We start from the raw sequence: 8,920 nt of genomic DNA, 5'->3' as shown, positions 1-8,920 counted from the left end.
GGATATATTTTTGATTCCAGATTAACCCTGGTTGCCAAACAATGCGCTTTTCATCCATAGCATCGGGACGAGAATCAATGATAATTCGGGGAGGATTATCCACACTGCTGATCTGTAATCCGTAGGCAGTGGGAAGGTTAATTTTTAAACGACTGATCACCCCATTATTTTCTAAGGAAGTGATCTGAGTGGCTAAGTTATTATTAGAGTTACCTAGATCATCTTCATCGTTATTTTGATTACTGTTGCTGATATTTTGGGGTTGAAACCTAGAGACGAGCGATTGCTGGGCATTTCCTTCTAGGGTAATCACTGCTTGATTTTTTGCCTGACTAACTTGCCAAAAGGTCGGGCGATCAAGTTGAATAATAATCCTTTGTACTGCTCCATAATTTTCTAGCTGAATATCTTGAATCTGGGGAGCAGGAAAGTTAATAGTTAAACTATCACCATTAATAGTGGTTGTTGCCCCCATTTTTAGTAAAATATCCGTAACATCCAGCCAGCGATCGGAATCGAGCAAATTAGCTGATAAAGTTTGTAAATTAAACCAGCTTATCGGTTGCTTTTTTGGATCATTTGTGCTAAGAAAATCCATGCCAAATAATTGTCTTGCTCCCGTGTCACCCATGGCGATTCTGGTACTATTTGCTGTTGTCCACTGTCGCCAAGAAACGGGCAAAGAACGACCATTAAGAATAATTTTTTTTCCCTGTTGCTGGGTTGATAAATCCCTAGCAGCTAAAGTTATTGGTGATCTGTGATCGGCTAAAGATATAGCTGGACTGCCAAGAATTATCAAGGAAGTTACCGTTAAACAGATAGATGATAAATTCAGATAATTTAACTTCATAAATATCTCCCTAAATCACCTTGTTTAAGGGGAAATTTGAGGATTTATATCCTTGGCAAGAGAGGCTAGAAGGGACTATATTTTTTTGATCGATAACCTCTAATAATTCTTCAGGTGTTACTACCATCGGTTTAGAGTTATATAGATAACTAGAGGCTTTTTTAAGTTTTTGATCATAGGTAACTAAATAATCACAATTAGCGGCACTACTTAAAATTAAAACATCATTCGAGTGTACCAAAATATTGCGAATATCTCTAGCATTTTGCCAATATTGATCAAGTTTTACTAAATCAAAATCCAAGATAGTCACCTTTTCTTGAATCCGATCGACTATTTCAGGATGATTACGAACTTCTGCCAAAAATAATAACTCTTGTAAAACGATCGCATTAATAGCAAGACAAACGCGATCGAGTATTTCTCGATCAAATAAATGCACACTGGCAAGATCTCCTCGTAGATAAGAAATCAAAACATCAGTATCTAAAAAAACTAGAGGCTTCTCCATTGATTTTCTTCTCCTTGATGATAAAGAGCAATGATTTTTTCCGTGACTTCTGTAATAGTGAGATGATCGGTATTAACTTCGATCGCATCTGTGGCTTTTCGCAGGGGTGCTAGGGAGCGATTACTATCCAAATAATCCCTTTTTTCAATCTCTTGGGTTAATTCTGCGAGACTAATACCTCCATTTCCCTGCGCTTCTAAGTCTTTTAATCTCCTTCTGGCTCTTTCTTCGGGTGTCGCTGTCAAGAAAATCTTTAATTCCGCTTCTGGGAAAACATTAGTACCAATATCCCGACCTTCCACAACTATTCCCCCCGATATTCCCATCTGTCTTTGCAGGGTGACTAACTGCTGTCGCACCGCTTTTTGAGCGGCAATTCTGGACACTTGCGAGGTAATTGCGGGAGAGCGAATCTCTAAAGTCACATCCTGCCCGTTAATCTTCACTATAGTCACATTTTCGGGACTATCGGCCGGGATTATTTCTATCTTCGCTAAAGATAATAACTCGGCGATGGCCGCTTCTGCGGACAAATCCAGACCGGAATTCACCACTAACCATGTCACCGCGCGATACATCGCACCGGTATCGAGATAGGTTAACCCCAATTTTTCGGCTACTAAGCGCGTTACCGTCGATTTTCCTGCTCCAGCAGGTCCATCAATAGCGATAACTGCCCGACGTTGACGCAAGATAATATTATCAATTAAACGGGTTTGACCGATCAATCCAGCGATCGCTAACAGTCCCCCTGTCTCGATCTGCTCGATCGGTTGTAAACTCTGGGGATGGACTAAATCCAGATACTGACAGCGAAATTCTGCTACTCTGTCGAGATTTTTTTGCACAATAGCCAGTAGTTTTTCCCTTTGTCTTTCCCCTAAACGAAAACTTTCGAGGGCTAATTGCAAACTTTGGGCGATAATTGTCGCTTTTTCCCTTTCTGTGGCCGATAGATACTGATTGCGAGAACTAACTGCTAATCCCGATGTTTCTCGCACTGTAGCACAAGCGCGAATCTCGATCGCTAAATTTAAATCCCTGACTAATTGTCGGATAATCGCTAACTGTTGGGCATCCTTTTCGCCAAAATAGGCGATCGTCGGTGCAATTATATTAAACAACCGCGTGACAATTGTGGCTACTCCCTGAAAATGCCCCGGACGAAAAGCACTACATAACCCGCTAGTCAGAGAAATCGGGGGAACAACTGCGGTTATCTCCTCAGAATTACCAATTCCTAAAGTTTCCGCACTGGGAGCAAAAATAGCAGCAACTCCCAAAGATTCACACAATTGGCGATCGCTGTCAAGGCTGCGGGGATAGCGAGAAAAATCCTCTGTGGGGCCAAATTGTAGAGGATTAACAAAAATACTGACCACAGTTACCTCCGCTTCCGTCACTGCGCGTCGAATTAGACTAGCATGACCTTTATGGAGAGCGCCCATGGTTGGCACGAGGGCAATACTGTGATCATGGCGATAATCAGCCAAAAAAGTGCGTAAACCGGGGATTGTTGTGAATATTTGCACAGGGTTCACTCCTTTAATAGCCTATTCCACTACTATTCGCCAGGGGATGCTGCCCGATGATCAATTCGGCTGCTTCCGGGGAATCGGCTTTAAATAATAACATCCCATCGCCTCTTTCTGTCCAATAACTCGTTTTTGTCTCCTGTCGGCTCTCTTGGGTTTGGTGGGTAAAATGTATTTTATAAGATATATTCCCGCCAGCGAGCGACTGGAACGAACCACAAAGACACAAAGGACACAAAGATTGATCGGTTCTATATAAGTTAAACTGATCACACAAAGAATAAGAGAGGCTCCTGTGCTGTCTCGGTTGACCGCTGCATATATGCTTGTTTAACAAACCGGGGCATAATTTTTTTCAGGACAATGACTGGTGAGCAGCCCGACAATTATATAGGTAGGTGTTAAAAAAGATCAGTTCCCCCCTTATCAAGGCAGATCCCCCCGCCTATCGGCACCCCCCTTATCAAGGGAGATCCCCCCGCCTATCGGCACCCCCCTTATCAAGGGAGATCCCCCCGCCTATCGGCACCCCCCTTATCAAGGGGGGCAGGGGGGATCGAACCTAAAATCTATCTTTAATTTAATTAAAACGAGCTAATTATATAGATTAATGGCAAAAAAGACTTGACAAAATCCCTCGATTTGACCTATACTTTTTAGTATAATGGGAATCCGTGCCGAAATATATATAAGCCTTTTTGCTTCCGCTATAAGTTTGTCCGAGAAGCAATCGAGAAAACCATAAACGGGTCATTCGAGGAGCCTTATGCCAGAATCTAGATCTGAGATTATTTCAGTTAAAGTTAAAGAAAATGTCACCATGTTAGTGGAAGCGAGAAGTTTCGGTGGTGAACGGGAAGTATCCGATCAAATATTTGACTTTCAAAGTGTGGCTGATACAATTGAGGCAGTTACTGAATCGATCGCTGCTACGATAAGTAAAGTGCAGCCCAAAAAGGCCACCGTAGAATTTGGGGTAGAAGTCAGGGTAAAATCCGGTAAACTAACCGCTTTAATTGTGGAAGGTGAAGGAAAGGGAAATTTAAAAATTACCCTAGAATGGGGAGGATAAATTGATTAAATGCTTACCCCGGAATCTCTACCCCCGTACACTGTCAGGTTAAAGTTAATCGATGCATCAGGAACAGGCTTTTTTGTGGGACAAGGGTTAATTTTGACCTGTCTTCATGTGGTAAAAGATGCGCGGGATAATCGCGAGACTATCGAGATAATTTGGCAAGGTCAAATTTCTGGGGCTAAAATTATCCACTTACCGAATCTAGACGGGATCGATCTGGCTCTTTTACAATTAAACTCGTCTTTAGATCACAAATATGTCGATTTTGATCACGATTTACAATTAACAGATAAATTATACACTTTTGGCTATACCAACGATTATCCGAACGGTGATCCTAGTGACTTTGAGTATATAGGTTTAACGGGGGATGAAAACCCCTTAATCAAGTTTAAATTAGGGCAAGTACAACCCGGTTTTAGTGGTTCACCTCTGTTAAATTTACGCACGGGGAAAGTGTGCGGAGTGGTGAATAAAACCAGAGATGAGTACAGTGATTTAGGAGGAAGAGCGATTCCAGTTCAGACTATTTTTAAATATTTTCCGCAATTACAACCCCAAAAAAATGCCCATAATCCTTTTAAACCCACTTCCGGAGGTATTAAAGAAATTCAGCAGATTTTTGGCCGAGAACAAGAAATTAAAGATATTTTTGAGGTTTTAAATTCCGGCAGTAGTGCTGCTATTATCGGGGAAAGGGGAACGGGAAAAACCACCCTGCTTTGGGGAATTTACCATCAAGCAAGGGAGTATTTACTTAGTCATCGACAACCCTTGTATCTAAACTTAGAAGGATTAGCAGGAGATAAGGATTTTTATTATGAATTATGTCATCAGATTGGTATAGCTGCGAATTACGATAAACCGCTCAAAGGAACTAGATTAACTAGGGAATTAGAAAAACATAAAATCCTGTTATTATTGGATGTGGTAGATAATATGACTCAAAAATATTTCAGCTATCAGCTTAGAAGTCAATTAAGAGAGTTGGCCAATCGTCCCGATCCACCTTTAAGATTAGTAGTAGCGGCTAATCGTTCCCTTGATGTTTTATTTCCTGATAACAAAGGAGGTGATTCACCTTTCGAGGGAATTTGTCAACAATTTCCGATTAAATTATGGGATGAAGCTAAAATTAAAGAGTTTATTAGTCATCGTCTAAGTCAAACTGGAGTGACTTTTACTGAGGAGGAAATAAGTTCTCTTGTTAGGCAAAGTCAAGGAAAGCCGCGAGAGGTGATGCAAAATTGTTTTAAACTTTATCAAACCAAAGTCAATAACTCAGCATCCCGAACTTAGGTTATAACTAAACAATAAGTTGATTTAATTTTTGGTTTGATCCTACCTTGATAAGGGGGGTTTGATCCTACCTTGAGTAACACCTAACTACTTAATAAACCATCACCGGGTAAATAGCTAGAGATAAAAATTATGAAGGAAAGCACCGTCCCCAGAATTAATCTCGCTCCTAAACTCAAACGCGATTTATCTTTATGGAATCCCTTTGATTATCTTTTGCTGTTGTACTGGGTGTTTTATTTTCCCCAAGCAGTGCGCTGGTATGTGGAAACGAGAGGCGGCGGCGATAAATTAACAGAACAGAAAACATGGCGCGATAGAATGCAATTTCTCCGCGACCATCCCGTACAATTGCGTCTAGGGATTCAGGGTCTTCTCTTAACTGTAATTACCCCTCTGATTATCTTTAGCATAGCGGCAAATTTAGGACTTTCTGTTAATTGGGTGTTCGTGGGGTCCGGCGTGGTGTTCGGCGTGGTGCACGGCGGGGTGTTAAGCGTGGTGTTGAGCGTGGTGTTGGGCGTGGGGTGGGGCGTGGTGTTGAGCGTGGCGTCGAGCGTGGGGTTGGGCGTGGTGTCCGGCATGGTGTCCGGCGTGGTGTCCGGCGTGGTGTCCGGCGTGGTGTCCGGCGTGGTGTTGGGCGTGGTGTTCGGCGTGGTGTCCGGCGTGGTGTCCGGCGTGGTGTCCGGCGTGGTGTTCTGCGTGGTGTTCAGCGTGTGGTTGGGCGTGCTGTACGGCGTGGTGTTCGGCGTGAGGTCCGGCGTGGTGTGGGGCGGGGTGTTCGGCGTGGGGTTTATATTCGCCTTTTTCCGTCCTGATAATTGGCTAATCGGGCTTTTGGCCGGTCCCCAAGGGCGACTTTTTCCCCGTATTACCCTTCTACCGCTGCCGGGGTTAACCTCAACTCTACAACAATGGTTACAGCAAGACTGGGAAACAGCTATTAATAACCTCAATCAATACCTTCGGTACAGCCACCAGTTTATTCCTGTCCTTGTCGCCGTTAATCGCGTTTTATCGCAATTCCCAGAGGCAGAAATTATCTATCGGGTGTCCCGTCTGGCAGAAAATACCTCCGATTGGCAATTGTTAAAATATGCGTCCGCGAAACTGTTTTCTTTTCCTCCCAGCAAAATCCGTCTAGATACCCCTGCTCGTGCCGCCGCCGCTGGTTTTTGGTATCTTCACCAACGGGACACCGAAAAAGCCGAAAAAGCCTTTGCTGTGGTACGTTCCCTCGCCTACGGGGAAGAAATGTATAGCCTCGCCCAAACTTTACACCGATTTAGTCAGGCAGCAACTCTCCATAGTATCGCTTCCCTGGAGGTTGCCCCCATTGCCGCAGAACCTTCATTACGTCCGCAAACTTGGCAAGCTATCAGCAGTTTAAATCTAGTTATCACAGAAATGGCTTTAGTCCAGAGAAGTTATTCCCAACAGACCAGATCCCTCGCTCTTAATCGGATTATCGGGGAATTAAGGGATATAAACGACCAACAGGCGGCTACTTTACCCCAAGCAGAAAAAGAATTAATCCTTTCTATCGCCGAAAAATGGGCAAAAATTAGCGCATCCATCGCGGGAACGGTGGGAACGGTAACTATTACCCAACCGATTCCTAATCCCTACATTATCGGTGATCCGGTGATCGGTAAACGCTTTGTTGGTCGTGAGGATATCCTGCGGGAACTTCAGTCAATGTGGTCGGGAGATAACCTATCCTCCGTGGTTCTCTATGGTCATCGTCGCATGGGTAAAACTTCGATTCTACGCAATCTGGAGGCATATCTTCCACCAAATGTCTCGGTTATCTACATTAATTTACAGCGCTTGGCCACAGTAACCAGCCTAGCCGAAGTTCTCCTGACTATGGCTGAGGAAATCGCCCAAACTTTGGCAATTGATGCCCCAGAAGAGGAAAAAATCTCCCAACATCCAGAAATGTATTTTAATCGTTATTTAGACCGTCTGATGCGCCAGATTCTGCCGGAAAAAGCTAAAACTGGTTTAATTATTGCCCTCGATGAGTTCGAGATAATTGAGGATTTAATCGAAGCGAATACCCTCCCCCAGAATTTCCTCGGCTATCTGCGTTCCCTTGTCCAGAGTAATCCGCGTCTAGCTTTTGTTTTTGCCGGATTACATACCCTAGAGGAGATGACTGCCGATTATTTTCATCCTTTTTTTGGCAGTGTTTACCCGATTCCAGTTAGTTTCCTCTCTCCTGAATCCACTCGCGTTATCCTCGCTAATCCCGTTGGGGAAGACGAGGATTTTCCCCTAGACTATACCCCATCCGCTTTGGACAAAATTTATCAACTTACCCACGGTCAACCCTATTTAGTACAACTGATCGGCTTTCATCTGGTACGTTTTTATAATAAACAGGTCTTTGAGTTGCAACGTCCCCAAGATATTCGTTTTCAGGTGGAAGATGTGGAAAAAGCCATCGATGCTGAGTTTTTCCAAAGGGGGAATTATTATTTTACGGGTGTCTGGAAACAGGCTAAACAAGATGCGGCCGGACAACAGGAGATTTTAATAGTTCTTTCTCCCCATCTGCAAGGATTAACCCGGGCAGATTTACTGTCCAGCACCGGACTAACTGCCACAACTCTCGACCGGGCCCTAAAAACCCTTGAAAATCATCATGTCATCGAATGCCAAGACTCCCGTTATCGGATTGCTGTGGAATTATTCCGTCGTTGGGTATCGGAAACAATGGCCTAAGGGACTTGCGCTTTAATAATGTACCTTTTGGGCGAACGCAGTTCGCCCCTACATTAATGTACCTTTTGGGCGAACGCAGTTCGCCCCTACATTGTGGACAAAATCCGTTACTGTAGGGGCGCAAAGCTTGCGCCCTCCGATCGGTTGGGATATTATTCCCACGCAGGTCCCTAAATTCTTTTGTTATATTTTTGGCTAATATTTTAGCCCCAAATAGGGGGGTTACAGGGCAGCACGGATTCCCACTATAACAAAATAATAGAACAAATCTGGGAATTTGTCAAGGCCTTGGCAATTTTCCGATTAAAATTGTTTGTTGAGATGGGGTCAGGGACAAGACCCGCCCGGCCCCGACGAAAAACTTTAGTATAATCAAGAACAGTGAGTATTTATTAGCTTTTCTGTCTAAGATTGATGTTAAAGGCTGTTCTGTTCGATTTTAATGGGGTGATCATCAATGATGAACCAATCCATCAAGAGTTAATCAATGAAATCTTGCTCGGGGAAAATTTACTGCCCCTAGGGTCGGAATTTGCGGAGTTATGTCTGGGAAGAAGCGATCGCGTCTGTTTGCGTAATGTTCTCACCCGTCGCGGTCGTCAAGTGACCGAGGAGTATCTGACTAAGTTAATTAACAAAAAAACCAGTTTATACCGAGAAAGATTAGGAAAATTAGAGAAACTTCCTATTTATGAAGAGATATACTCTTTTTTAAAACGGGTTAAGGCCAGGGATCTACAAATCGGTTTGGTGACGGGAGCAATACGCTCGGAAGTAGAATCAATCTTGCAACAGACGGGCCTTGGGGATTACTTTAGTGTCATTGTCACCGGTGATGAGATTAGCACCAGTAAACCGCAACCGGATGGTTATTTACTGGCCGTAGAAAGATTCAATCGTTGGAATTTTAATCT

Annotated in this window: 6 protein-coding genes and 1 pseudogene; 4 read left to right on the top strand and 3 right to left on the bottom strand. The window is 43.5% G+C overall.

The genetic code is table 11. From position 1 onward, the window contains the following. The 3 genes and pseudogenes from PX484_RS00605 to PX484_RS00595 all read right to left on the bottom strand — a co-directional run. Positions 1-853, bottom strand: a pseudogene (locus PX484_RS00605) (phosphodiester glycosidase family protein); the annotation flags it as partial. 10 nt (positions 854-863) lie between these two features. Next, positions 864-1,364 carry a type II toxin-antitoxin system VapC family toxin gene (locus PX484_RS00600; protein ID WP_002803933.1) on the bottom strand — a complete coding sequence of 167 codons (501 nt, stop codon included), beginning with the start codon at positions 1,362-1,364 and terminating at the stop codon, positions 864-866. Continuing rightward, positions 1,349-2,896 (bottom strand): bifunctional pantoate--beta-alanine ligase/(d)CMP kinase, encoded by a 1,548-nt coding sequence (locus PX484_RS00595; protein ID WP_288102652.1) that lies wholly within the window; start codon positions 2,894-2,896, stop codon positions 1,349-1,351. Before PX484_RS00595 ends, PX484_RS00600 begins: the two co-directional genes overlap by 16 nt. 769 nt (positions 2,897-3,665) lie before the next feature. On the opposite strand from PX484_RS00595, the gene PX484_RS00590 reads away from it, so the two are divergent. From PX484_RS00590 to PX484_RS00575, 4 genes are all read left to right on the top strand, one after another. Beyond that, positions 3,666-3,971 (top strand): CU044_2847 family protein, encoded by a 306-nt coding sequence (locus PX484_RS00590; RefSeq protein WP_002762380.1) that lies wholly within the window; start codon positions 3,666-3,668, stop codon positions 3,969-3,971. Positions 3,972-3,980: 9 nt separating this feature from the next. Further along, positions 3,981-5,276, top strand: coding sequence for a S1 family peptidase (locus tag PX484_RS00585; protein ID WP_287765184.1), 1,296 nt, complete (start codon positions 3,981-3,983; stop codon positions 5,274-5,276). A gap of 132 nt (positions 5,277-5,408) precedes the next feature. Further along, entirely contained in the window at positions 5,409-8,006 is a 2,598-nt protein-coding gene (locus tag PX484_RS00580) for an AAA family ATPase (protein WP_287765186.1), read from the top strand. A gap of 414 nt (positions 8,007-8,420) precedes the next feature. Next, on the top strand, positions 8,421-8,920 hold a 500-nt coding region (locus PX484_RS00575), incomplete at its 3' end, for an HAD family hydrolase (protein ID WP_288102651.1).

The sequence above is a fragment of the Microcystis sp. M49636_WE2 genome (assembly GCF_030065375.1).
Classification (GTDB): Bacteria; Cyanobacteriota; Cyanobacteriia; order Cyanobacteriales; family Microcystaceae; genus Microcystis; species Microcystis aeruginosa_C.
This window is presented reverse-complemented; position numbering and strand designations above follow the sequence as displayed.